Here is a 20769-nt window from a genome sequence, read left to right as displayed (position 1 = left end):
GAATCGTATGAAATGTTTTTTCTAAGGATTCCTTCGTTTATTTGCGGCAATATACATGTGTCATTATTGGCTGTGTACAAATGGAAGATGATCAATCAGCGCATATTTCGGATAAGAGACCATTAAAAAGGAGTTCCTTTCTGTGAGTGATTCTTTTTACTACAATCTTTCTGAAGATTATTTAGCGTTTTCTGATGTCGTCATGAGAATGAAAGACTTTATTCGAAAAGACCCTAGATCCGCCTATGTGTTATCAATTGGTACGGACTCTCAGGTCAATCAAAATGTCACAAGATTTATGACTGCAATTCATCTCCACCGGATTGGCAAAGGGGCTTGGGGCTGCCTCACACAACAAGTGATCAGCAGGCCTGTGCAAAGTCTTAGAGAAAAAATTTCATTAGAGACAGCGTTTAGCCAAAAGGTATGTGCAGACATCCTTGAGGGACCTTTAACAGAACTGATGGATTTGCTTCTTCCGTTTGCTGAGGAAGGGGCAGACCTCCGGTTTGAAGCCCATCTAGATATTGGCAAAAAAGGAAGTACGAAAGAGCTGATCCAGGAAATGACCGGAATGATCACAGCTATGGGAATTGAAGCTAAAATAAAACCCGACTCATACGCAGCATTTTGCTATGCCAATCGATACACAAAATAAATTCCGTCATTTTTCTCCAAACCTTGTCGAAACGTGCGGTTGACGATTCGATTCTAGTTCCTTATTCTAGCTGTATAGAGAGGAAGCAGACATTCAAAAGCCTGCTAATCAATATAAAAGCATATATGAAACAGGGGGCCTGATGTTGGATGAGCGTCATCGAAAATCGTTTTAATGAAGAAGAGAAAAAGCTATTATTAAACGTATTGCTGAATCAGGAATATGCTGTCGAATTACTAAGCAGTGAGATCAATGATATAGAATGTGGAACAAAAAATGTCGATGACAATACGTATAAGCAATTGATCACATTGTATGACAGAGTAAGGTTTGAGAATTAATATTGATTTAACATTCTATTAGATACTCGGGAGCTGAGTATCTTTTTTATGCAGAAAAAATCTTTCGACAAATTTCGTTTTAGTTTATGCTTAATGGTAAAGGGGAATGTATGATTGATGATCGAGAGAAAAGGGGTCGAAGAAACATGATAGAGATAGAACCAACTCAATTGCTTGAGTCAACAATAGCCGAGCATATGATTGATGCAGATAAAGTGGCACATGTTCAAATTGGAAATAACCTTGAGCATGCCTTATTGGTCCTAACAAAAACAGGATATACAGCCATCCCGGTTTTAGATCCTTCTTATCATCTGCATGGGTTAATTGGAACGAATATGATCATGGATAAGATCTTTGGTTTAGAACGAATTGAATTCGAAAAGCTGGACCAACTGAAGGTAGAAGAGGTCATGCTGACTGATATTCCAAGACTTAAAACAACGGACCCTGTGCTAAAAGGCGTTCACGCTGTGACGAATAATGGATTTGTTTGTGTAGAAAATGAGGAGCAAGTCTTTGAAGGAATATTTACACGACGTGTTGTATTAAAGCGCTTAAATGAAGTGATTCATGCCGCGAAAAAATGAGCTGAAGCCCAGCTTATTTTTTTTGCCTTCATAAGCTATAATTTATATAATGACCATATGGAATAAGAAAATCTTATAGAGAGAAAGGGGACGCCCATGCAGCTTCAGGAGTTACATATGCTTGTTGTGCTTAGTGAAGAATTGAATATGAGAAAGGCTTCGGAGCGGCTCTTTGTCTCTCAGCCTGCTTTATCCCAAAGATTGCAGACGATCGAAAAAGAGTGGGGAACCAAAATCTTTTTTCGTTCTCAGAAAGGGCTCACCGTGACTTCGGCAGGTGAACAGATCATTCAATTTGCAAAAGAGGTGACGGTTGAGCAAGATCGAGTGAGAGAACGAATCGATGAACTTGAAGGGGAAATTCACGGTACACTAAAGCTTGCGGTTGCATCCATTATTGGACAGCACTGGCTGCCGAAAGTGTTAAAGCGGTATGTCGAAAAATATCCAAATGCGAAGGTATCACTTGTGACCGGCTGGAGTAGTGAAATGCTCAAAAGCTTATACGAGGACCACGTGCACATTGGAATTATTCGCGGAAACCCTGATTGGAAGGGAACAAAGGAATATTTGATGACAGATCATTTATATTTAGTCGATTCTGTCATCAAAGACGTGGACGAGTTAATCGAGACAGAACGCCCGTTTATTCAATTTAAAAGTGACAGCACGTATTATCAGGAAATCCAGCACTGGTGGCACCAAAAATTTAAAGTGTCTCCAAAGCAGACGATTCTAGTGGACCAGATTGAGACATGTAAACAAATGGCCTACCACGGCATCGGCTACGCCATTTTGCCTTCAGTCACCTTATATGACCACGAAAAAAGTGTTCATAAAACACCGCTTGTTGACGTGAATGGAGAGCAAATCGGACGTGACACATGGCTGCTAGGCTATGAAGCTTCTTTTCAATTAAAACAGGTGCAAGCATTTGTCGGTGTGGTCAAAGAAATGCTTGAAAGTGATGCGGTGTAAGTACCTTCTTGGAAGAGGAAGGTGCTTTTTTAGGTAAATAATCAGTTTGATTAAATTTACTTATTGCACGCATATCCAATAGATAGATGGAGCGAATCATAGAGGAGACTTCGATCTTATGAAAAACAATCAATTAATCAAAATGAACAAACCTGAATGGGGAGATCGTTTGCGCGTGAGGTGGCGTGAACGTTTTGCTAGTCATCTTTCAATTAAAGAACAAAACGAGATATCAATAGATGATTTTTTATGGCATTTATGCAGTTTTGGAATGGTTACATGCCTTGAAAAGGCTGAAGCGATAGACGCATTTTTTCACCAATCAAAGGATAAATGTACTGTTTTTTATCAATTTGTTGACGAGGCGTATCTTTTCGAAAATGCCAGCTCTCTTTTAATCAATGATTTACCATATGAGTCTAATAATATGGATTATAACGATATGTATGTGATGGATTGGAATGAAAAATGGACATTTGTGATGACGCACGAAACGGATTATGGTCCATATTTTATTCGAATAGATGAATTGAACGAATGAGGAACCGATGATCTCTTCGATATGAAAAACCCGCCTTCCAATTGGAATGAGCGGGTTTTTCATTGGGTTATAGTAATGATTGGTCAAAGCTTTTTCATAAAATCATTTGACAATGAAAATCATTATCATTTAAAGTGTACATATAATAATTGAAAATGATTATCATTTAGATGAGGTGACCGATAGATGAAAGCACTAATTGCATTTGCGAGTATGTCTGGTAATACAGAAGATATGGCAGCAATCATAAAGCAAACACTTGAAGGAAAAGGGATAGATACGGAGATGATGGAATTTGATGATACGAATGCAGAGGACCTTTCTTCATACGATTATGTGTTCATCGGTTCTTATACATGGGGTGATGGTGATTTACCTTATGAAGCTGAGGATTTTTATGAAGAGGTCTCTACGCTTGAACTAAGTGACATCAAAGCAGCTGTGTTCGGATCTGGAGATTACAGCTACCCGAAGTTTTGTGAGGCTGTCCACACATTTCATAACATGCTCAAATCAACCGGTGCATCCGTATTTCCTGAAACATTGAAAATGGAGCTTGCGCCAGATACAGATGAGGATGTGGCGTGCTGTCAGGAATTTGCTACGAGCTTCTTAACGTGGGCGGCGTTATCTGAGAAACGAGTTGAAAATCATGTTTCATAAAGGAGCGACAGCTGTTGCTGCTTCTAAAAGTGGTGGATACTTTGTCGCTGTAAAACGGGAAGGTATTTTTCACTACAGTGTGGAGAGCGGGTGGCAGCAGCTCTTTAAGCTCAAGCATAAAATTCATGCCATCAGCTATATCGGACCTTATTTATTCGGTGTTGGTGAAAATGGCACAGTGATTAGATCAGGAGATGAAGGCAATACATGGGCGCTATCATCATTTCCAACAAATGCAGTCGTTTGGTCTATTACAGGACGCAAAGACGGGTTTGTGTGTGCACATGGAAAACATAGTATTTATGTGTCAAATGATTTCGGGATTTCCTGGGAAATTATGAAGCCATTTGCTCATGTGAACCACCCGCCTGTTATTCGTTCTTTATGTGCTGCAGGTGATCACCTTTATATTGGAACACAGATTCATGAGGTTCACGGAGGAATATGGATGTATGACTTGGAGAGTGAGCAGGTTTTCCTCCTAAACAGAGAGGAGCACCGGATGACAGCTTCTATGCTGCTCTGTCAGGAACATCTTCTTGTTTGCGCATTAGGATCAAAAAAAGGAAAAAAGGGGTCTGTTCAAATTTTAGATTTACATACAAATATGCTGCATGATATTCAATCACAGGCCTTTGCTAGAGAGGAATCATTTTTGGATGTGTCAGAGGATAATGGAATTGTATATGTGACCACCTCACAAGATGAACACGGATTTTCTAAAGTGTATCAGCTTGATATTGAGCAAAAAGAGCTCAAATGGTTTGATACGATCAAAGGACACGGTTTTCGTGTAGCCAATCAAAATGAAAACTTTTTCTGTGCTGGTTTATATGAAAGCAAGTTTGTGAGGCCATATGAGGAGCCGGCATTGATTCATTGATAAGGAGGAAGAAAAAGTGACAGAAAAGGTTTTATTGGTGTATGCCACGATGTCTGGGAATACAGAAGCGATGGCAGATTTAATTGAAAAAGGAATAACAGAAGCGGGAGCTAGCGTGGACCGGCATGAAGCGATGGATATTGATGCAGAGCTTCTCAATGATTACACGCACATTATGTTAGGTGCGTACACATGGGGAGATGGTGACCTTCCTGATGATTTTATTGATTTATATGAAGAAATGGAAGAGCTTGATTTAACGGGAAAAGCATTTGCTATATTCGGTTCTGGGGATACATCTTATGAGCATTTTTGCGGAGCTGTTGACCTAATCGAAGAAAAAGTGAAGGAACTTGGCGGTGACATTGTCTTGCCATCAGTCAAGATTGAGCTGAATCCAGAAGGAGAAGAAGAAGAGAAATTGATTTCTTTTGGCAAACAATTTGTTCATCTTCACCAGCAGGAAGCGGGGTAATCGGTCCCGCTTGTTTTATTTTCCATTGAAGAGTCAACTCTTTCACTTGTCATTAAAACTCTCCTTTGGTACAGTAATGAAGTATAAATTAAGAGGAGGACATACATACATGAAACAAATGGACGCTAATGAAATTATTTCATTTATTCAAAATAGTACAAAATCAACACCTGTGAAAGTCTACATCAAAGGTGATTTAGAAGGTATTAAATTTGGTGAACATGCAAAAACGTTCATCACAGGAAACACTGGAGTTGTTTTCGGTGAGTGGAGCGAAATCCAAGAAGCGCTGGAAACGAACAAAGACAAAATTGAAGATGTTGTCGTGGAAAATGACCGCCGCAACTCTGCAATCCCGATGTTAGATTTAAAGAACATTAAAGCACGTATTGAGCCAGGTGCTATCATTCGTGACCAAGTAGAAATCGGTGATAATGCAGTCATCATGATGGGAGCTTCTATTAATATCGGTTCTGTGATCGGTGAAGGTACCATGATTGACATGAACGTGGTGCTTGGTGGCCGTGCAACAGTAGGTAAGAACTGTCATATCGGTGCTGGGTCTGTTCTTGCAGGTGTCATTGAGCCGCCGTCTGCTAAACCAGTTGTTGTAGAAGATGATGTTGTCATCGGTGCGAACGCTGTTGTTCTAGAAGGTGTGACAATTGGTAAAGGTGCAGTCGTAGCAGCTGGTGCGATCGTTGTGAACGATGTGGAGCCTTACACAGTTGTAGCAGGTACACCTGCAAAGAAAATCAAAGACATTGATGAAAAAACAAAAGGTAAAACGGAAATCAAACAAGAACTGCGTCAGCTTTAATTCACATAATTCGCAGTTGAAGACATAGACGTGGATGATATATATCCACGTCTTATTCGTATAGAGGAAAGGAAGCGAGTTCACTTGTTAAATCGTGAGCAATTAATATCCATTCGAAGAGATTTACACCAAATCCCTGAGCTTGGTTTTAAGGAATTCAAAACACAAGCGTATCTCATCAAGCATCTTGGTGCTTATTCAAAAGATCGAGTTGAGATGGAAACGTGGCGCACTGGACTTTTTGTTAAAGTAAAGGGAACAAATCCTGAGCGCGTTTTTGCTTATCGTGCAGATATGGACGGCCTCTCTATTCCTGAGGAGACAGGGTATCCATTTCAATCAGTACATGAAGGGAACATGCACGCATGTGGACATGACCTTCATATGACCATCGCACTTGGAATCATTGATCATTTCGTTCATGAGCCAATCAAAGAAGATCTATTATTTATGTTCCAGCCGGCAGAAGAAGGTCCAGGCGGAGCTGAACCGATGCTTACAAGCGATGTGCTGAAAAAGTGGACGCCAGACTTTATTACAGCGCTGCATATTGCACCTGAATATCCTGTCGGAACGATAGCCACAAAGCCAGGGCTGTTATTTGCTAATACGAGTGAGCTTGTGATTGATCTTGAAGGAAAAGGCGGACACGCTGCTTACCCTCATTTAGCGAATGATATGGTTGTGGCTGCGAGTGCACTTGTAGGTCAACTGCAATCGGTTATTTCTCGTAATGTCGATCCTCTTGATAGTGCGGTCATTACGATTGGCACAATTACCGGCGGAACGGCTCAAAATATCATTGCCCAGCATGCAAAGCTTGACGGCACTATTCGTACACTTTCACCAGAGTCTATGGATAAGGTGAGAAAGCGAATTGAAGCACTAGCAAAAGGGATTGAAATTGGCTACGAATGCAAGGCAACCGTGCGATACCCTTCATCTTATTACGAAGTGGACAATTCAAAGGATCTGACAGAGGAATTTATGTCATATGTTGCCGGAGAAGGGCTTGCGAATGTGGTTGAATGCAGAGAAGCTATGACAGGAGAAGACTTTGGCTACATGTTGAAAAAATACCCTGGATTCATGTTTTGGTTAGGGGTCGATTCAGAATATGGCCTGCATCATGCAAAACTCATGCCTGATGAAAAAGCGATAGAAACAGCTGTAAACGTTATGACAGCTTATTTCAAAAAGCAAGCAGGTGAATGAATAATCAAGCTGCCTCCTGTACACCTTATGAACAGGAGGTGTTCTTGATTATGACAAAAATTGGTGTAGAACCATCTTTATCCGATGTAGAAGAACTACTGAAGCAAAAAGGGTATGACGTCGTACGTATTCAAAATGAACAGCAAATGGATCAGTGTGACTGCTATGTGGTCACAGGGCTGGATTCAAATGTTCTTGGCATTTCAGACACAACGACAAAAGCATCTGTGATTACTGCGTCAGGTATGACGGCTGATGAAATTTGTCAAGAAGTAGAACAGCGTGTTCAATAAAACAAACAAGAAAAAGAACCGGTAGATTATAACCCCGGTTCTTTTTGCTCTTTTTCTATATCGAGTACTTCTTTCATTTTTTTGCGCAAGATTCGTTCTACCCGCCATTGCTCCATTGTTTCGGTTTTAGCTATGATGCGCAGTACGAGGGAAGAGGAGCCGAACGCCTCCACGCCGACAACTTGAGGTCCTTCGATAATTTGAGGGATTTCTTCCCGAACCTCATCACACGCAGCTTGAAGGGCTGTGATCATTTGATCCACATTCTCTTCTGGAGATAACTCGATATCAACGAGTGCCTGCATCGTCCCTCTTGAATGGTTGCTCACGTTCAATATACTTCGATTTGGGATAAAATGAAGGGTGCCGTCAAAGCTTCGAAGCTGAGTGGTTCTAAGTCCAATTTGTTCTACGATCCCATCAAAGCCAGCAACTGTTATATATTCTCCCACATCGAATTGTTTCTCTAATAATATAAAGAATCCTGTCACAATATCACTCACTAGTCCTTGAGCGCCAAAACCGATCGCAAGCCCCACAACGCCTGCGCCAGCTAGCAAAGCGGTCGGGTTATAATGAAATAAGTCGAGGATCATGACCACTAGAATAAAAATCAATATGTAGGCGAAAATATTTAACGTGAGACTTTGCAGCGTCTGAGCTCTTGATAAAGAGACGTCATGCTTTTCAGAGAATGTGGAATAGGCACGCCTAATCATCTTGTTTCCGATGACTCTGATGATAAAATAAATCGCAAAAATAACGATTAGTTTTAGCAAAATCATACTGCTATTGAGGATAATGGAAACCCAATCTACTTGTTCAAATGCTTTCATGTTCTTCAAAACCTTTCTATGTATGCTCTAATAGAGAAGCTAATCATTTGTTCCCTTATGCAAGACATGTTAAACTTTTGTTTAAGTGGAGCAAGAGATTGTGACAAATCGTTAATTAAATTTATTATTAATTAATATTGACTAAAAACCGCTTAAGTATTATAATTGTAATTGTGAAGTTATTAACTAAATGAGAATTTCAACTTTTGATTCTCATTTTATATACAGCTTAGAAGTCTGTATAAAGATATTATTTTTTGGAGGGATTTACATATGGCAGAGCGTTTTGTAGGAAAACAAGCTCCACGTTTTGAAATGGAAGCAGTACTTGCTAACAAGGAATTTGGTAAAGTGAGTTTAGAGGAAAACATGAAGAATGACAAATGGACAGTTCTTTTCTTCTATCCAATGGATTTCACATTTGTTTGCCCAACTGAAATTACAGCAATGAGCGATCGTTATGATGAGTTCGAAGATTTAGATGCAGAAATCATTGGTGTATCTACTGATACAATCCATACGCATCTTGCTTGGATCAACACAGACCGTAAAGAAAATGGTCTAGGTGAATTGAAATATCCGCTAGCTGCTGACACAAACCACACAGTATCTAGAGAATACGGCGTTTTAATTGAAGAAGAAGGTATTGCACTTCGCGGTCTATTCATTATCAACCCAGAAGGCGAACTTCAATATCAAACAGTATTCCACAACAATATCGGTCGTGATGTAGATGAGACATTACGTGTTCTTCAAGCATTACAAACTGGTGGACTTTGCCCAGCTAACTGGAAGCCTGGTCAAAAAACACTTTAATTGATAGCTGAAGAAACAGGAGGGTCTAACTGATGTTAGACCTTTTTGTTTCGACACATACAATGGATGGAGGCGCTTCAAAATGAAATTACGTCAACCAATGCCAGAACTAACTGGTGCAAAAGAATGGTTAAATGGAGAAGTAACAAAAGAAGATCTAATTGGTGACAAACCAACATTGATTCATTTCTGGTCAGTCAGCTGTCATCTTTGTAAAGAGGCCATGCCTCAAGTCAATCAATTCCGTGATGAATACAAGGATCAACTAAACGTTGTAGCCGTTCATATGCCGCGTTCAGAGGATGACCTAGATCTAGATAAAATCAAAGAGGTTGCGAAAGAGCATGAAATCACGCAGCCAATTTTTGTGGACAGTGATCATCACTTAACAGAAGCCTTTGAAAATGAATATGTACCAGCATATTATGTATTTGATAAAACAGGTGCTCTGCGCCACTTCCAAGCTGGCGGAAGCGGAATGAAAATGCTTGAGAAACGTGTCAATCGAGTGCTTTCTGAGTCTGAAAAGGCTGCAGAATAGGCTTTCCCCCATAAATGGGGGTTTTTTCATGGACAAAAATAGGCGACCTATTGCACGGAATGGACTTTTTATGTACGTGTCATTCCTAAGAAAAGAGAAATTGAGGGAGTTTATTAAAAAATATTCCTGAAACAAAAGGGCATTAAGACCTATTTACTTTTTTGTTTTGAAATGAAAATGTAAAGATTTTAACTTTTTACTATTCAGAACGTTTTTGCACAAAAGAAATTTCAGTTTGGTAAATAACGATGTAAATCAAGTAGTATAAGTGTTTATTCAAATTTTTTACAATATTTTAAAGTTTGTCAAAAGCCTTTAGTGGCAATGAAATGGATGCCGATTGTTCCTCTTTGGCAAAATTTTAGTTGAAAATACCTATCTGATAGCAAACTGTAAAATGATAAAAAAATAGTTGATAAAATTAGTTTTCTAATCTAATATTTACTATAGAATATTTTTTATATGATGAGGGGGAAATCCATTGTTTAATGAGAGGGAAGCGTTACGATTACGATTGGAACAACTAAACGAAGCAGAAGTAAAGGTCATCCGTGAATATCAAATTGAGCGAGATGCGATTTATGCAAAATTAAGAGAATTAGACCGTCAAGGAACAGGTCTAGTGTCAGATACAAAAAAAGAAGTGCGTACAGAAAGAAAGACGGATTCGCTGCCTGTATTAGCTGAACTGGCTGCACAAGAAATGAGAAGCTACCAGCCGCCGGCACAATCACAATCAAATCCTGCATCATCTTTAGGAACAGGACAGCTAAACGGTGTACCTGTAGGTATTCCTGAAGGATCTACTAGACGCAGAAGAGGCACAGCCCGCCCTGGTTCAAAGGCAGCTAAGCTTCGTGAAGCTGCGATTAAAACGTTAAAGCGTCATAATGCGGCGATTAAAAGCTCTGAGCTTCAAAAAGAGATTGAAAAAGAGAGCGGTCTTGAAATTCCAAATATGACAACGTTTATGCAAAGCTTAATTAAAATGTATCCTGAAGTGAAAAAGCCATATCGCGGACAGTATATTTTAGAAGGCGACATTCAAACAGAAGACGAATAAATAAAAAGAAACTGCTGACGTAAAAGCCAGCAGTTTTTTATTGCGAGAATTACTTTTTTTGGTCAACTGTATAGACAATTTTTCGTTCCTTTGACAGGTGATCACGCTGTTTTTTGAAGCCATCGATCTTCACTGTCATGACCTCTCCATTTCGCTGCACCGCATCGACTTGTGCCTGGAGTATTTGAACTTGTTCGTTCAGCTTTTTCAAGATGGGTTCGATTTCTTCCGTTGTTTGCAGGAAGCTGTCTCGAGAGAATGGCTGTGAATTTGTTTGAGCTGACTGGTCAATATCAGCAAAATGAGATGCGATCCATTCCTCACTTTCTGCTAACTGCTTTTGATAGCTTGTGAGCGTTTCATAAAAAATCGTTTCCTTTGCTTTTTCAATTTGCAGTAATTTCTCTTGTGTTTCATAAAAACGCTCCTGAAGATGTCTGACGCCTTCCTGTAATAAATGGAGCTCTGAGTTTTTATCACCCAATGTTTGCTGCAGTTTCTCAATCACAGCGGATAAAGTATTTCCTTTTTTCTCCTCTTTTGCAAGCCGTTGATCTTGATCTTGCATCCGTTCATTTAATTGTTGAGAGATTTCTTTATATTTGATCACTTTTAAATGCAGCCGGTGTTTTTCTTCCGTTTCTTTTCTTCTATGAAAGGTTTCCTTTTGCAGCATTTCATGAAGAAGGACTATTTTATGTAATAATTCAGATTTGCTGTAGGAGAGATCCTGTATTTTTGAGGCTGCATCGTCTTGATCAATGGTCATTTCATCCAATTGTTGTTTTAATAGCGTGTAATCCTTTTTCATCTCATGATATTCTTGAGTTAACTTCTTATTTTTAGAATACGTATATGAGGACTGTAAATCAGAGATCATTTGTTGATATTTGGCTGTTTCAGCTTTTAAGTATAAATTCTCTTGAGATAGGTCATGGAATAGGGGAGAAGCATGGCGCCTGTTCATAGATAGACCCTCCTTATTCATGTTACCAATAAAGTATGCGAAATGAGTGCGATTAGAACAACCATATCCAAGGAGGGTGAGAGAATGGATGTAGTGAATGTCATTTTAGCTGGAGGAGCTTCCAGACGTTTTGGAGAGCCAAAGGCAAGTTATATGTATCAAGGAAAACCACTATATGAGCATGTGAAAAATCAGCTTTTGAAAGGACAGACGGTCATCATCAGCCATCCATCACTTCTGCCCTTTTTTAAAGAAAGAGGTGAACGAAGTGTGTGGTTAGATGATGAACAGGTGCGCGGATGCGGGCCGCTTGCCGGCATGTATACGGCGATGCAAAAGCAAGAAGCAGCATGGTATTTGGTGATGGCATGTGACATGCCCTTCATACGGAGGGAGACCGCCGAAGCATTATCGTCCTATTGCAGCGAGCACGTAGATGCTATCATCCCGCTTGTTCAGGGCAGATTACAGCCTTTATTTGCGCTTTATCACCGCCGCTGTCTGCCGTCCATTGATGCGTGTTTAAAAGAGAATCAATTAGCCATCAAAGAGTTACTTCAAAGGCTTAAGGTGCGCATCGTCCCAGAGGAGGAACTGAACGTAACACCAAATGAATTTCGAAATATCAATAAAAGAAGCGATTTACCTGAAAACGGTATGATATGATACATAAAAATGGTGAGGAGAGAACAGCATTGAATGACCGATATTCAAGACAAATCTTGTTCCCTCCGGTTGGGGAAAAGGGTCAGCGTGCGCTTGCTGACAGTCATGTTCTGATCGTTGGAGCCGGTGCACTTGGAACTGCCTCCGCTGAAGGGCTTGTCCGGTCTGGGATCGGCACGTTGACGATTGTTGATCGTGATTATGTAGAGTTTTCAAATTTACAGCGGCAGCAGCTGTACACAGAACATGATGCAAAGGCACATGTGCCAAAAGCAGCTGCGGCAAAAAAACGTCTCCAAGAGATCAATCATGAAGTGATCATACACGCCCTGATTGAAGATGCAGGCGCGAGGCTGTTAAGACCGTTATTTCAGAGCGCAGATATTGTCATTGATGCGACGGATAATTTTGAGACGAGAATGGTGATGAATGATTTATCGCAGGAAACGAAGACGCCGTGGATATATGGCGCTTGTGTGAGCAGCCAGGGGATGTATATGACCATTTTGCCGGATAAAACGCCGTGTTTATCGTGTGTCTTTACAGAACTGCCTGTTGGCGGCTTGACGTGTGATACAGCGGGGATTATTTCTCCAGCAGTTCAAATGGTTTCTGCTTATCAGCAAACAGAGGCGCTAAAATATTTAACAGGACATGAAGATCAAATCGAACGGAAATTTGTCACATTTGATCTTTGGCAGGCGACATCGTTTAAAATGGATTTGTCTCGTACTAAGCAGAAGAACTGCCCATCCTGCGGTGAAGAAAGAACCTATCCTTATTTACATGAGCAGCGTAAAAAAACGACGATTCTTTGCGGACGGGATACAGTTCAAGTTGTATCTAAAGATTTAGCAAATCTATCATTTCAGCATATGAAAGAGAGGCTGTCATCTATTTGTGAGGTGGAAGTGAATGACTTCTTAATCCATGTCCGCTATGAATCTTATCGTATTGTCTTTTTCAAAGGTGGACGTGCATTAATCCATGGGACGAATGATGAAAAAGCAGCCAATTCATTACTAGCAAGACTGCTAGGGATATAGGAGTGAAGTGTGATGGAAAGACGTCAGCCAATTCCAGTAGAAGAAGCCATTCAGAAAGTCCATCAATATGAAAAGCATGGAGAAGCAGAATGGGTGCCTTTAAAAAATAGCCTTGAAAGGTTCATTGCAGAAGATATTTTAGCAGATCATGATGTTCCTGCATTTGATCGTTCCCCGTATGATGGTTTTGCACTTCGGGCAGAAGATACAAAAGAAGCGTCAAGCGAGCATCCGGTTGAATTTGAGGTCATTGACCATATTGGTGCAGGAATGGTCTCAGCAAAAACCATCGGTCCCTTTCAAGCCATCCGTATCATGACAGGAGCAAAAATCCCGGATGGAGCAAATGTCGTCATCATGCTTGAGCTGACTAAGACCTTCGAAAAAGACGGCAAATCATACATGTCACTTAAAAGACCGCTGAAAAAAGGGGACAATATTTCTCGTCAAGGAGAAGAAGTACTTGAAGGAAATGTGATGGTCAAAAAAGGAACCAAAGTAACTCCGGGCGTTACGGCCCTATTGGCGACATTTGGATATGGTGTAGTGCCAGTTGTCAAAAAGCCAGTGATCGGCATCATCTCAACAGGTACAGAGCTTCTTCAAGTGAGTGATGCGATGGTGGACGGTAAGATTAGAAACAGTAATCTTAGTATGGTTTATGCCCAGATACTTGAGGCCGGGGGAGAGCCGCTTGATTTAGGCGGTGTGTCTGATGATTTTGACAAAAGCTATCATGCAGTCAAAGCAGCCTTAAGCAAGGTAGATTTCTTAATCACAACAGGCGGTGTGTCAGTAGGTGATTTTGACTTTCTCCCTGCGATTTATGAAAAGCTGGGAGCTGAGGTGCTGTTTAATAAAGTGGCCATGAGACCCGGAAGTGTGACGACGGTTGCTGCAATGCCAAATGGTCAACTGCTGTTTGGGCTGTCAGGAAATCCCGCTGCCTGTTTTGTTGGCTTTGAATTATTTGTGAAACCGATGATCTATAAATGGTCTTTGAAGAAGCAGCCGTTTCCTGCTTTTGCTGAGGCGAAGCTGACACACGATTTTCCAAAAGCCAATCCGTTCACTCGATTTGTCAGAGCGGCACTACAATTCACGGGCAGTCAGCTCAGTGTGACCCCAACAGGTCTTGATAAATCAAGTGCCGTGACCTCTATTGCAGATGCTAACTGTTTCATCGTGCTGCCCGGAGGAACAAGAGGTTTTAAGGCCGGTGATCAGGTCCATGTTCTGCTGTTTCAGCACGAAGGAGAGGGTTCCCCATGCTGGATGACACATTAAGCATATTACAGGTGGTCGGTTATCAAAACAGCGGCAAGACTATGTTGATTGAAAAGCTCTGTCAGCTGGCTGTACTTGACGGGCTGAAGCTAGGCTGCTTTAAACACCATGGACATGGCGGTAAACCAGATCGTCTTTTGAAAGAAAAAGACACCGATCGATATGTTCAAGCAGGTGCATTTGCCGCTGGCGTGGAAGGAGAGGGTGAATTTCACTTTTCAATGCAGCACATCACGTTAGAGCAGTTGCTCAACATGTGTCAGCATCTTCCATTAGACGCTGTCTTGATAGAAGGGTATAAACAGGCACCATACCGCAAAATCGTTTGTGTAAAGAATGAAGAGGAGCTCATTGATCTTTCAACTCTTTCCAATATACAAGCAGCTATTTATTTTTCTCAAGAGTTTCAATTAATCGAAAATTACTCGTTTCCAGTGTTTTCAGCCTTTGAAAAGGGCGCAGTCACATTTGGTTTTAACTTATTGAAGGGAGGCGTCTCTGCTTGAGTGAATTTTTTAAAATAACAAAAACGCCGATTGATGTAAACGAATTGATTCAGCATGTGACAAGGCGAAAGGCAGGGGCCATTACGACGTTTATCGGGACGGTCAGAGAGTGGACAAACGGCAAAAAAACATTGCGTTTAACTTATGAAGCATACATACCAATGGCTGAAAGCATGCTAAGTCAAATTGGACAAGAAATCAAGAAACAGTGGCCTGAAACTGAAGCAGCCATTGTGCACCGGATCGGGACACTTGATATAACGGATATTGCTGTTGTGATAGCCGTTTCATCTCCTCATAGGAAGGCTGCATACGAAGCGAACGAATATGCCATTGAGCGAATTAAGGAAATCGTTCCAATTTGGAAAAAAGAATATTGGGAAGACGGGGAAGCCTGGATAGGTGATCAGCTTGAAACGGTTTCATATCCAGAGGGGAAACCTAGCGATCTTCAACTTGCAAAGAAAGAAGGTGATCAGCTTGATTAGTGTATTATTGTTCGCCGGCCTTGCTGAGAAGGCCGGTAAACAACAAATCATCATTCAAAAAGATCAAACAACGGTTGATGAGATTAAATTAGAATTACAGGAGGTATATGGTGTTGATGCTGCACAAAACGTGATGGTTGCAGTCAACGAACTATATACGAGGGAAAACGCTGAAGTGCGTAGCGGGGACACTGTTGCATTCATTCCTCCTGTAAGCGGTGGATAATAGATATTAGAGGATTTGGTTATGGCCAGCGGCTGTAACCAATTTTTTATGTGTGAAAAGATTGTAGAGGTATTTGGGTGTGATCTTCGTAAATAAAACATCCCCTTCGTGCTTTAGAAATGTGAGGGTCGAGCTGCTGGATCAGATCATACAATTCGCTAATTCGTCTCACATTGAAATCTGTCTGGGCTTGAAGCTGTTCTTTTAATTCTTTTGTACTCACAATGCTTCCCTTTTTCTCTTTAATAATATCTACACATCTAGCAGCGTAGTATATTTTGTCATTAGAGGGTCTGCTTTCTTTCATATCAAGTAATTTGAGCTCATGATAAATTAGTTCTCTTTCCTTTCGAAAGTATTGCCATGCTTCTTGTTCCTTTTCATAAAGTAAAATCAATTGTGTTTTCAATTTTTCTCTTAACATTCACTTGACTCCATTTCCACTATCATTTAACCTACCTCTATTTTACATTATATGAAAAAATAACTTTTGATCAAGTAAAAACCTTATATTTTTCATTTTTTAATATGAAAGTATTGATACTAAAGGCTCATTCGTTCTATAAAAGAAACCAATCATAGTCCTATAAAGCCGGGATTTGTCGAAATTACTAGGATTATTTTAACAAAAAATTGTTGTGTCTAACTAAGACCATCCGAATTCAAAGGAAAAGGATATTTATTCCGAAAGACATGTGGTTTTTTGATAAAATGTTTTTAGGTCAGTAAAACCTCTATTTTTTGATATGAATATGGTCTGGTCATGGTGTCATTTGGAGGATGTCATTCGTGATAATAGAATAATAGATAAATTTTTTCCTCAATGAAAATAAGAAAATCAAATCATCCATCACTTATTGGCAATCTTTTGATAAAATAGAAAGAACAAGAGAGAACATGTGCGTTTGCATACTTGCATGACATAGAGAGGAGACATTTGATGAAAGAAAATATGCAAAAGCCCACGATCATTGGAGTGAGCACAAGACCTTCAGAGCACCTGAAAAGAGTATGGGAAAACCCGGTGGTTTGGTGGCCTTTATCCTGTGTGCTTCTTTTAACAGTGATTGTGACTTATTTGTCAGAGCTAGTGAATGAAGGAATGTGGGCAGATTTAAGCTTGCCGGTATCGGTCGTTTATGTGGTGACGCTAATTGGTCTAATTCTCGGACTTGTGATTAATGCTGCTATATATAAGTTCATCGTATTTTTAGCAAAGGGTGATGCATCGTTTCAGCAGCTGTTTTCAGCGGTCCTGTTTATTACACCAGTTACGATCATTGGTACGATTATTTCTCATCTGTCCGTCATCTTGTTCCATGTGCCAAAAAACATCACAATCACCTCATTAAATGCACTCATTCAAACTTCTGGTCCATGGCTCGGTGTGTTTGCTAATATTGATCTCTTTGTGATCTGGAATCTTGTTTTAACAGGCTTTTTATTGATCAAAGTCGGTCATATATCTCCAAGAATATCTTGGATCATGATAGGAGTCTTTTATGTCATTTCTTTCATTCTTCAATATGTAGGAACCGCAATCAACATATCAGTAAGCTGGGGGTAGAATGTCTTTATGAGAAAGAAAATCATCATCGGATCCATTTTTATTATTGTCATCGGTCTATTTATTGGCTTTAACATTGCGAAAAATCAATCAAAGCCTGCTTCGACAGCAGCTATTAAAACAGTAAAACCCACACAAAAAGAAATCACCACTACGGTAATGACGCCAGGGACACTTTCATTCTCTGAAGAGCAGTTCATTTATGCAGAAGAGGAAAAAGGACACTTGAAGGGGATTTCTGTGAAAGAAGGAGAAAAGGTAAAGGCTGGAACGCCGCTTCTTACATATGAAAATAGGGAGCTGGAGCTTGAAGAGCAGCAGCAAGCTCTTGCGGCTGAATCAAGTACGCTAAAACGCGAACAATTACAAAATAGACTGAGCGAATTAGATGAAAAACAAGCAGGCGACTCAGTCGCCCATCCTAAAAACGAGCGAGACCAGCTCGAATTAGAGCTGAAAGCGGCTGAATTAGAACAAAAACAAGCAGAGATCAGCCAAGAAAAAGTAAAAGCACAAATAGAAGATTTAACCGTACATAGTAAAATTGACGGTACAGTGATTTCCATTGAGCAAGAAGAAGGGGCAGGAAAGCCGGAAGAAAGACAGCCGATCATTCATATTGGCAATGAGAAAAAAATGATTGTGCGAGGATTGATTTCTGAGTATGACGCCATAAAAGTGAAAAAGAAACAAAAAGTAAAGGTTACATCTGATGTCATTCGCGGAAAGAGCTGGCAAGGGGTCGTGAAAAAAGTGGGGGCTGTACCTGCTCAGGCAGCATCCGAAACAACTGCAGGTGATCAAACGGTACAATATCCTGTTGAAATCGAAATAAAGGGAAAAAAACCTGAAGCGAAACCTGGTTTTAAAATGATCATGGAAATTGAAACAGATAAGCGTCAAGCCCAAACGATTCCTGAATCAGCTGTAAAAAAAGAGGATGATGGACAATACGTTTATGTTGTCAAAAAGAATGTACTTAAAAAAGTAAAAGTGGTGCTAGGGGAAACGTCAGGTCATGACCTTGAAGTGACAAAAGGTGTCAAGGCAGAGGATCAAATCATTGCTCATCCATCAGATGACATGTATGACGGAATGGAAGTGAATGCTGAATGATTCAGCTTTCAAACGTGATAAAAAGCTATGAGGTCGCCCAAGAAACATTTGATGTATTAAGTGAGATCGATCTTGTCATTGAAAAAGGCGAGTATATGTCCATTATGGGCCCGTCAGGCTCTGGAAAATCGACGTTAATGAATATCATTGGCTGTTTAGACCGGCCAACTACAGGACAATATCATTTTCAAGGAAGAGAGCTGTCAGCTGCAAAGGATCAAGAGCTTGCAGTGATTCGAAATCAATTCATTGGATTTGTCTTTCAGCAATTTCACCTGCTGCCGAGGTTAAATGCGAGGCGTAATGTTGAGCTTCCGATGATTTACGCTGGTATCAGTCAAAAGGAAAGAAAAGAACGCGCAGAAATGGCACTTGAAAAGGTTGGTTTGGCAGACCGAATGAAACATATGCCAAGTGAGTTGTCGGGAGGGCAAAAGCAAAGAGTGGCAATAGCCCGTGCTATTGTCAATAAGCCGCAGCTTATCTTAGCAGATGAACCAACAGGCGCTCTTGACTCAAAAACAAGCTTCTCAATCATGGAACAGTTTACTAAGCTGAATGAGGAGGGGACAACGATTGTGCTTGTCACCCATGAAGAAGAAATGGCTGCGTATACAAATCGGACGGTCGTTGTAAGAGATGGACGGCTCGTTGAAGATAGATTGACACAAGGGGACGCTATGAATGAAACTCTTTGAAAATATCAAAATAGCGATGAATTCTGTTTTAGCTCATAAATTACGTTCTATTTTAACGATGCTTGGGATTATTATTGGTGTTGGATCGGTCATTGCGGTCGTGGCTATCGGTCAAGGCGGCGAGCAAATGTTAAAAGGGTCGATTTCAGGTCCAAACAATACCATTGATATGACATATACGCCTTCTGACGAAGAGTTAAATGCAAATCCAAACGCTTTATTCGACGCCACATTTACTGAGGAAGACATAAAAAGCGTTAAGACAATCAACGGGGTGAATCAGGTTGCCTCTTCGACTGCACAAGGAATGCAGCTGAGATTTCAAGATACGACAGTGGATGCGACAGTTAACGGTATAAATGAAGGGTATACGAATGTACATTCATTACAAATAGCAGAAGGACAGAATTTAAGAGATATTGACTTTAGAAGCGGCAGAAGAGCCGCTCTCATCTCTGAAGGCTTACAAAAAGAATTATTTAATGGACAGAAGGCATTAGGCGAAATGATTTGGATGAACGGACAGCCTGTTGAAGTCATCGGTGTTTTAGCAAAACAGAAAGGGATGTTTTCATTTGATATGAACGAAATATTTGTCCCGTTTGCTATGCTCACCTCCACATTTGGGATCAATGAATATGATAAGTTGTCAATTCAAGTCGCACATGCTGATCAAATGAAGGAAGTAGGAAAGAATGCGGCTGCATTATTAAATGAAAATCATCATACAGAAGATGCTTATGAAATGATCAATATGGAAGAAATCGCAGAAGGCATTGGTCAAATCACATCTGTTATGACAACAATCATTGGCTCAATAGCTGGGATTTCTTTGCTTGTCGGCGGTATCGGTGTGATGAATATCATGCTTGTTTCTGTGACAGAGAGGACAAAGGAAATCGGTATCCGAAAGGCGATTGGGGCAACAAGGGCTCAAATACTCGTTCAATTTTTAATTGAATCTGTCGTCTTAACATTGATCGGCGGGTTGATGGGGATCGCACTTGGCTTAGGTGGCGCCGCGCTAGTATCACTAGTTGCCGGCTGGCCGTCCTTAGTATCTTGGCAAGTCATCTGTGGCGGTGTGCTGTTTAGTATGCTTATTGGGATTGTTTTTGGGTTAATTCCTGCGAATAAAGCAGCAAGACTAGATCCTATTGATTCTCTTAGATATGAATAATTCGGAGAAGAACAAAAGCATACAAACAGAGTGAATTCGCCTGTAATCCACCATCAAAAGCTTTTATGCACATCGCATAAAAGCTTTTTTTAGTTCCATTGAATGAACTGAAAAATGATAGAAATGCTAAGATCATGACTTTCATCTTAATGTCACATATTTTTCAGTTTACAAATGGTACATATAAAGGTAAGATGACCATGGTGAAAGATTTTGATAGTTATTGAATGTATTTGATTGTTTTGTATTGATAATGTTGAAAAAAGCGATTACAATAAAGGTGCGCGCAAAATGAATACGTTTTCAAAA

The 20769-nt window shown here is 40.3% G+C and carries 27 protein-coding genes; 24 read left to right on the top strand and 3 right to left on the bottom strand.

Annotation, left to right across the window (positions count from 1 at the left end):
* Positions 1 to 142 precede the first annotated feature (142 nt).
* The 11 genes from C6347_RS07150 (at position 143) to C6347_RS07100 (ending at position 7457) form a co-directional block, all read left to right on the top strand.
* Entirely contained in the window at positions 143 to 658 is a 516-nt protein-coding gene (locus tag C6347_RS07150; protein WP_034662766.1) for a ribonuclease H-like YkuK family protein, read from the top strand.
* A gap of 149 nt (positions 659 to 807) precedes the next feature.
* Positions 808 to 999, top strand: coding sequence for an antirepressor AbbA (gene abbA / locus C6347_RS07145; protein WP_003210802.1), 192 nt, complete (start codon positions 808 to 810; stop codon positions 997 to 999).
* Positions 1000 to 1145: 146 nt separating this feature from the next.
* Positions 1146 to 1589, top strand: a complete 444-nt coding sequence (cbpB, locus tag C6347_RS07140) for a cyclic-di-AMP-binding protein CbpB (protein ID WP_034663872.1) — start codon at positions 1146 to 1148, stop codon at positions 1587 to 1589.
* Between the two features lie 96 nt (positions 1590 to 1685).
* Positions 1686 to 2567, top strand: a complete 882-nt coding sequence (locus C6347_RS07135) for a transcriptional regulator CcpC (RefSeq protein ID WP_003211236.1) — start codon at positions 1686 to 1688, stop codon at positions 2565 to 2567.
* 118 nt (positions 2568 to 2685) lie between these two features.
* On the top strand, positions 2686 to 3108 hold the full coding sequence (locus tag C6347_RS07130) for a DUF4275 family protein (RefSeq protein WP_060596143.1): 423 nt from the start codon (positions 2686 to 2688) through the stop codon (positions 3106 to 3108).
* 186 nt (positions 3109 to 3294) lie between these two features.
* On the top strand, positions 3295 to 3771 hold the full coding sequence (locus C6347_RS07125) for a flavodoxin (protein ID WP_060596144.1): 477 nt from the start codon (positions 3295 to 3297) through the stop codon (positions 3769 to 3771).
* Complete coding sequence (locus C6347_RS07120; RefSeq protein ID WP_060596393.1) at positions 3761 to 4654, top strand: WD40/YVTN/BNR-like repeat-containing protein; 894 nt, start codon at positions 3761 to 3763, stop codon at positions 4652 to 4654. Before C6347_RS07125 ends, C6347_RS07120 begins: the two co-directional genes overlap by 11 nt.
* A 16-nt stretch (positions 4655 to 4670) precedes the next feature.
* The gene (locus tag C6347_RS07115; RefSeq protein WP_081311417.1) at positions 4671 to 5129 is read left to right on the top strand and encodes a flavodoxin; all 459 of its coding nucleotides are present in this window, start codon (positions 4671 to 4673) and stop codon (positions 5127 to 5129) included.
* Between the two features lie 109 nt (positions 5130 to 5238).
* Entirely contained in the window at positions 5239 to 5949 is a 711-nt protein-coding gene (dapD, locus tag C6347_RS07110; protein ID WP_034662753.1) for a 2,3,4,5-tetrahydropyridine-2,6-dicarboxylate N-acetyltransferase, read from the top strand.
* A gap of 84 nt (positions 5950 to 6033) precedes the next feature.
* Positions 6034 to 7164, top strand: coding sequence for an N-acetyldiaminopimelate deacetylase (locus tag C6347_RS07105; RefSeq protein WP_060596145.1), 1131 nt, complete (start codon positions 6034 to 6036; stop codon positions 7162 to 7164).
* Positions 7165 to 7214: 50 nt separating this feature from the next.
* Positions 7215 to 7457 carry a YkuS family protein gene (locus C6347_RS07100; RefSeq protein WP_058014110.1) on the top strand — a complete coding sequence of 81 codons (243 nt, stop codon included), beginning with the start codon at positions 7215 to 7217 and terminating at the stop codon, positions 7455 to 7457.
* 26 nt (positions 7458 to 7483) lie between these two features.
* Here C6347_RS07100 and C6347_RS07095 read toward each other — a convergent pair whose 3' ends face one another.
* Positions 7484 to 8293: a mechanosensitive ion channel family protein gene (locus C6347_RS07095; RefSeq protein ID WP_060596146.1), complete on the bottom strand. Its 810-nt coding sequence runs from the start codon at positions 8291 to 8293 to the stop codon at positions 7484 to 7486.
* Between the two features lie 273 nt (positions 8294 to 8566).
* On the opposite strand from C6347_RS07095, the gene ahpA reads away from it, so the two are divergent.
* From ahpA to C6347_RS07080, 3 genes are all read left to right on the top strand, one after another.
* Entirely contained in the window at positions 8567 to 9109 is a 543-nt protein-coding gene (ahpA, locus tag C6347_RS07090) for a biofilm-specific peroxidase AhpA (protein WP_034662744.1), read from the top strand.
* 82 nt (positions 9110 to 9191) lie between these two features.
* Positions 9192 to 9650: a TlpA family protein disulfide reductase gene (locus tag C6347_RS07085; RefSeq protein ID WP_034662741.1), complete on the top strand. Its 459-nt coding sequence runs from the start codon at positions 9192 to 9194 to the stop codon at positions 9648 to 9650.
* Positions 9651 to 10131: 481 nt separating this feature from the next.
* On the top strand, positions 10132 to 10713 hold the full coding sequence (locus C6347_RS07080; RefSeq protein WP_034662739.1) for a Rok-like winged helix domain-containing protein: 582 nt from the start codon (positions 10132 to 10134) through the stop codon (positions 10711 to 10713).
* Between the two features lie 49 nt (positions 10714 to 10762).
* Here the strand turns inward: C6347_RS07080 and C6347_RS07075 are convergent, their stop codons facing one another.
* Positions 10763 to 11680 (bottom strand): sigmaE regulated sporulation protein, encoded by a 918-nt coding sequence (locus C6347_RS07075; protein WP_106047733.1) that lies wholly within the window; start codon positions 11678 to 11680, stop codon positions 10763 to 10765.
* 84 nt (positions 11681 to 11764) lie between these two features.
* Here C6347_RS07075 and C6347_RS07070 point away from each other — a divergent pair, with 84 nt between their 5' ends.
* From C6347_RS07070 to moaD, 6 genes are read left to right on the top strand one after another with little or no spacing between them, the layout of a single operon-like run.
* Positions 11765 to 12346, top strand: coding sequence for a molybdenum cofactor guanylyltransferase (locus C6347_RS07070; protein ID WP_060596148.1), 582 nt, complete (start codon positions 11765 to 11767; stop codon positions 12344 to 12346).
* A 29-nt stretch (positions 12347 to 12375) separates the two neighbouring features.
* Positions 12376 to 13392, top strand: coding sequence for a thiazole biosynthesis adenylyltransferase ThiF (locus tag C6347_RS07065; RefSeq protein ID WP_060596149.1), 1017 nt, complete (start codon positions 12376 to 12378; stop codon positions 13390 to 13392).
* Between the two features lie 9 nt (positions 13393 to 13401).
* Positions 13402 to 14679: a molybdopterin molybdotransferase MoeA gene (locus tag C6347_RS07060; protein ID WP_060596150.1), complete on the top strand. Its 1278-nt coding sequence runs from the start codon at positions 13402 to 13404 to the stop codon at positions 14677 to 14679.
* Positions 14661 to 15185, top strand: coding sequence for a molybdopterin-guanine dinucleotide biosynthesis protein B (mobB, locus tag C6347_RS07055; protein ID WP_034662725.1), 525 nt, complete (start codon positions 14661 to 14663; stop codon positions 15183 to 15185). Before C6347_RS07060 ends, mobB begins: the two co-directional genes overlap by 19 nt.
* Complete coding sequence (locus C6347_RS07050; protein WP_060596151.1) at positions 15182 to 15673, top strand: molybdenum cofactor biosynthesis protein MoaE; 492 nt, start codon at positions 15182 to 15184, stop codon at positions 15671 to 15673. Before mobB ends, C6347_RS07050 begins: the two co-directional genes overlap by 4 nt.
* Positions 15666 to 15899 carry a molybdopterin converting factor subunit 1 gene (gene moaD, locus C6347_RS07045; RefSeq protein WP_060596152.1) on the top strand — a complete coding sequence of 78 codons (234 nt, stop codon included), beginning with the start codon at positions 15666 to 15668 and terminating at the stop codon, positions 15897 to 15899. Before C6347_RS07050 ends, moaD begins: the two co-directional genes overlap by 8 nt.
* Before the next feature lie 46 nt (positions 15900 to 15945).
* Here moaD and C6347_RS07040 read toward each other — a convergent pair whose 3' ends face one another.
* A complete protein-coding gene (locus C6347_RS07040; protein ID WP_003211488.1) occupies positions 15946 to 16323 on the bottom strand; it encodes a Rok-like winged helix domain-containing protein in 378 nt (125 codons plus the stop codon).
* 516 nt (positions 16324 to 16839) lie between these two features.
* Here C6347_RS07040 and yknW point away from each other — a divergent pair.
* Genes yknW through C6347_RS07020 form a run of 4 tightly spaced genes read left to right on the top strand, consistent with a single transcriptional unit; the run spans position 16840 to position 20460 of the window.
* The gene (gene yknW, locus C6347_RS07035; RefSeq protein WP_060596153.1) at positions 16840 to 17466 is read left to right on the top strand and encodes a YknW family membrane protein; all 627 of its coding nucleotides are present in this window, start codon (positions 16840 to 16842) and stop codon (positions 17464 to 17466) included.
* A gap of 9 nt (positions 17467 to 17475) precedes the next feature.
* Positions 17476 to 18582: an efflux RND transporter periplasmic adaptor subunit gene (locus C6347_RS07030; RefSeq protein WP_066030961.1), complete on the top strand. Its 1107-nt coding sequence runs from the start codon at positions 17476 to 17478 to the stop codon at positions 18580 to 18582.
* Positions 18579 to 19280, top strand: a complete 702-nt coding sequence (locus C6347_RS07025) for an ABC transporter ATP-binding protein (RefSeq protein ID WP_060596154.1) — start codon at positions 18579 to 18581, stop codon at positions 19278 to 19280. Before C6347_RS07030 ends, C6347_RS07025 begins: the two co-directional genes overlap by 4 nt.
* The gene (locus C6347_RS07020; protein WP_060596155.1) at positions 19267 to 20460 is read left to right on the top strand and encodes an ABC transporter permease; all 1194 of its coding nucleotides are present in this window, start codon (positions 19267 to 19269) and stop codon (positions 20458 to 20460) included. The genes C6347_RS07025 and C6347_RS07020 overlap by 14 nt, the downstream gene beginning before the upstream one ends.
* Positions 20461 to 20769: the final 309 nt, after the last annotated feature.

Origin of the sequence: Bacillus sp. NMTD17 (genome assembly GCF_002998735.1) — a bacterium.
In the GTDB taxonomy this organism is placed as follows: Bacteria; Bacillota; Bacilli; order Bacillales; family Bacillaceae; genus Bacillus.
Note: the sequence above shows the minus strand (reverse complement) of the source record. Positions and strands in the feature narration are given on the sequence as shown.

Excerpts from the sequence above, each read along its gene's own strand:
- abbA (WP_003210802.1), top strand. The coding sequence starts at position 808 with ATGAGCGTCATCGAAAATCGTTTTAATGAAGAAGAGAAAAAGCTATTA.
- cbpB (WP_034663872.1), top strand. The coding sequence starts at position 1,146 with ATGATAGAGATAGAACCAACTCAATTGCTTGAGTCAACAATAGCCGAG.
- C6347_RS07135 (WP_003211236.1), top strand. The coding sequence starts at position 1,686 with ATGCAGCTTCAGGAGTTACATATGCTTGTTGTGCTTAGTGAAGAATTG.
- C6347_RS07130 (WP_060596143.1), top strand. The coding sequence starts at position 2,686 with ATGAAAAACAATCAATTAATCAAAATGAACAAACCTGAATGGGGAGAT.
- C6347_RS07125 (WP_060596144.1), top strand. The coding sequence starts at position 3,295 with ATGAAAGCACTAATTGCATTTGCGAGTATGTCTGGTAATACAGAAGAT.
- C6347_RS07120 (WP_060596393.1), top strand. The coding sequence starts at position 3,761 with ATGTTTCATAAAGGAGCGACAGCTGTTGCTGCTTCTAAAAGTGGTGGA.
- dapD (WP_034662753.1), top strand. The coding sequence starts at position 5,239 with ATGAAACAAATGGACGCTAATGAAATTATTTCATTTATTCAAAATAGT.
- C6347_RS07100 (WP_058014110.1), top strand. The coding sequence starts at position 7,215 with ATGACAAAAATTGGTGTAGAACCATCTTTATCCGATGTAGAAGAACTA.
- C6347_RS07095 (WP_060596146.1), bottom strand. The coding sequence starts at position 8,293 with ATGAAAGCATTTGAACAAGTAGATTGGGTTTCCATTATCCTCAATAGC.
- ahpA (WP_034662744.1), top strand. The coding sequence starts at position 8,567 with ATGGCAGAGCGTTTTGTAGGAAAACAAGCTCCACGTTTTGAAATGGAA.
- C6347_RS07085 (WP_034662741.1), top strand. The coding sequence starts at position 9,192 with ATGAAATTACGTCAACCAATGCCAGAACTAACTGGTGCAAAAGAATGG.
- C6347_RS07075 (WP_106047733.1), bottom strand. The coding sequence starts at position 11,680 with ATGAACAGGCGCCATGCTTCTCCCCTATTCCATGACCTATCTCAAGAG.
- C6347_RS07070 (WP_060596148.1), top strand. The coding sequence starts at position 11,765 with ATGGATGTAGTGAATGTCATTTTAGCTGGAGGAGCTTCCAGACGTTTT.
- mobB (WP_034662725.1), top strand. The coding sequence starts at position 14,661 with ATGCTGGATGACACATTAAGCATATTACAGGTGGTCGGTTATCAAAAC.
- C6347_RS07040 (WP_003211488.1), bottom strand. The coding sequence starts at position 16,323 with ATGTTAAGAGAAAAATTGAAAACACAATTGATTTTACTTTATGAAAAG.
- yknW (WP_060596153.1), top strand. The coding sequence starts at position 16,840 with ATGAAAGAAAATATGCAAAAGCCCACGATCATTGGAGTGAGCACAAGA.
- C6347_RS07030 (WP_066030961.1), top strand. The coding sequence starts at position 17,476 with ATGAGAAAGAAAATCATCATCGGATCCATTTTTATTATTGTCATCGGT.
- C6347_RS07025 (WP_060596154.1), top strand. The coding sequence starts at position 18,579 with ATGATTCAGCTTTCAAACGTGATAAAAAGCTATGAGGTCGCCCAAGAA.
- C6347_RS07020 (WP_060596155.1), top strand. The coding sequence starts at position 19,267 with ATGAAACTCTTTGAAAATATCAAAATAGCGATGAATTCTGTTTTAGCT.